Source organism: Intrasporangium chromatireducens Q5-1 (assembly GCF_000576575.1).
Lineage (GTDB): Bacteria > Actinomycetota > Actinomycetes > Actinomycetales > Dermatophilaceae > Intrasporangium_A > Intrasporangium_A chromatireducens.
This window is the reverse complement of sequence record NZ_AWQS01000374.1, coordinates 1-2,685: the sequence shown is the minus strand read 5'-3', so window position 1 is coordinate 2,685 and position 2,685 is coordinate 1. Positions and strand designations below refer to the sequence as shown.

Here is a 2,685-nt window from a genome sequence, read left to right as displayed (position 1 = left end):
GGCGCGCGGGGACCGCCCGGAGCCGCGCGGGGCCGGGCCGGCGAGCGGACGCCCGCTCAGCGGCATACTGAACGTCGCCCACATGATGGACAGGGTTATAGTTCCAATAAGTGCCGCTTATAGATTCCCTCGCCATGACGGTGACGGACACAGCGACGCGGACGGTGCGGCCCCCACGGGCCGGGCGCTCGAACGGGCAGTGGAAGGTCGACGGCCCGGCGCCCCTCAACCCGACGGAGGAGTTTAAGGCCGACGACAACGGGCTCAACGTCCGGGAGCGCATCGAGACGGTCTATGCGCGGGACGGCTTCGACTCGATCCCCGACGCCGACCTGCACGGCCGCTTCCGCTGGTGGGGCCTCTACACCCAGCGGCGGCCCGGCATCGACGGTGGCCGCACCGCGCAGCTCGAGCCGCACGAGCTCGAGGACCGCTACTTCATGCTCCGGGTCCGCACCGACGGCGGCGCGCTGACCCCCGCTGCGCTGCGCGTCCTCGGCGGCATCTCGACCGACTTCGCCCGCGGCACCGCAGACATCACGGACCGACAGAACATCCAGTACCACTGGATCGGGATTGAGGACGTCCCGGAGATCTGGCGCCGGCTCGAGTCGGTCGGTCTCGAGACGACGACGGCGTGCGGCGACACCCCTCGCGGCTTCCTCGGCAGCCCGGTCGCGGGCATCGCGGCCGACGAGGTCATCGACCCGACGCCGGTGATCCGCGAGATCAAGCGCCGCTGGCTCGGTGACCCGGACCTGACCAACCTGCCGCGCAAGTTCAAGACGGCCATCACCGGGCACCCCAGCCTCGACGTCGTCCACGAGATCAACGACGTCTCGCTCGTCGGGGTGGTCCACCCGCAGCTCGGTCCCGGCTACGACCTCTGGGTCGGCGGGTCCCTCTCGACGACGCCCCGGCTCGCCGAGCGGCTCGGCGTCTTCGTCACCGAGGAGGAGGCGCCGGACGTGTGGCACGGCGTCGTGCGGATCTTCCGCGACTACGGCTACCGGCGGCTGCGCAACAAGGCACGCCTCAAGTTCCTCCTCACCGACTGGGGGACGGAGCGGTTCCGCGAGGTCCTCGAGACGGAGTATCTCGGCCACCGGCTCCCGGACGGGCCCGCACCGGCGGCGCCGACGGGGCGCGGGGACCACGTCGGCGTCCACCGGCAGAAGGACGGCCGCTACTACGTCGGGGGGGCGCCCACCGTGGGCAGGGTCGGCGGGCCCACCCTCAGTGGTCTCGCCGACCTGGTCGAGCGAGTCGGCGCCGATGCCGTCCGGCTCACCGCCTTCCAGAAGCTCGTCGTCCTCGGCGTGCCGGCCGAGCGGGTCGACGACCTCGTCGAGGGGCTCGAGCCGCTGGGGCTCACGGCGCCGCCGAGCCCCTTCCGCCGCTCGACGATGGCGTGCACGGGGATCGAGTTCTGCAAGCTGGCGATCGTCGACACGAAGGACACCGCCGCGGCCGTGATCGCGGACCTCGAGCGGCGGCTCGCCGACCTCGAGCCGGACCTCGACCGGCCGATCGACCTCAACCTCAACGGCTGCCCCAACTCGTGCGCACGCATCCAGACTGCGGACATCGGCCTCAAGGGCCAGGTCATCACCGTCGACACCGACGCGGGCCCGGCGCAGGTGCCGGGCTTCCAGGTCCACCTCGGCGGCGGCCTCGCCGGCGTCGGCCGGGACGAGGGCGGCCTGGGGCGGACCGTCCGCGGGCTCAAGGTGCCGGCGACCGAGGTCGCCGACTACGTGGAGCGCGTCGTCCGACGGTATGCCGCTGAGCGGGCTCCCGGGGAGTCGTTCGCCGAGTGGGCCTTCGGAGCCGACGAGGAGGCCCTGCAGTGAGCACGACCCACCTCCCCTCACCCCCCGCACGCCGGCCGCGCCGCCCCGAGGGTGAGCTGCGGGCGCTCGTCGACGAGTTCAACGCCGGCTGGCAGGACCGCGGCGTCGAGCCGACGGCCGAGGAGGTCGCGGCCTGGGTGGCCGCCACGTTCCCGGAGACGGCTGCCGTCGCCTGCTCGATGGCGGATGCGGTGCTGCCGCACCTCGTCTCGCGCGTCCTGCCCGGCGTGGACGTGCTCTTCCTCGACACGGGCTACCACTTCTCCGACACCCTTGTCACGCGAGACGTGGTCGCCGAGGACCTGCCGATCACCCTCGTCAACGTCGTCCCGGACCAGACGGTGGCGGAGCAGGACGCCACCCATGGACCGCGGTTGTACGAGCGGGACCCGGCACTCTGCTGTCGCCTGCGCAAGGTCGAGCCGCTGGCCCGCACCCTGCCTGGCTACGAGGCGTGGGTCACCGGGGTGCGCCGTGACGAGGCGTCGACCCGCACCTTCACGCCACTCGTGAGCTGGGACGAGAAGAACGGTCTCGTCAAGGTCAATCCGCTTGCCGCCTGGTCCTTCGAGCAGCTCCAGGCGTATGCCGCCGAGCACGGCGTCGAGGTCAACCCCCTCCTCAGTGACGGCTACCCCTCCATCGGCTGCGAGCCGTGCACCCGCCGGGTCGAGCCCGGCGAGGACCCCCGTGCCGGCCGGTGGACCGGCTTCGCCAAGACCGAATGCGGACTCCACACATGACCACCCAGACGACGACAACCCCCAAGCGAGAGCACAATTCCCCCGATCGAGGGTTCACCAATCCGGATCGACAGTGCACGAATCCCGAT

At 71.7% G+C, this 2,685-nt stretch carries 2 protein-coding genes; both read left to right on the top strand.

The genetic code is table 11. The features are described 5' to 3' along the window. The first annotated feature begins 134 nt into the window (after positions 1-134). Positions 135-1,853, top strand: a complete 1,719-nt coding sequence (locus N864_RS21215; RefSeq protein ID WP_034722094.1) for a nitrite/sulfite reductase — start codon at positions 135-137, stop codon at positions 1,851-1,853. After that, a complete protein-coding gene (locus N864_RS21210) occupies positions 1,850-2,596 on the top strand; it encodes a phosphoadenylyl-sulfate reductase (protein ID WP_034722092.1) in 747 nt (248 codons plus the stop codon). The genes N864_RS21215 and N864_RS21210 overlap by 4 nt, the downstream gene beginning before the upstream one ends. The last annotated feature ends 89 nt before the right edge of the window (positions 2,597-2,685 follow it).

Bases quoted from the DNA above. Each gene is read 5' to 3' on its own strand.
- N864_RS21215 (WP_034722094.1), top strand. From the start codon at position 135: ATGACGGTGACGGACACAGCGACGCGGACGGTGCGGCCCCCACGGGCC.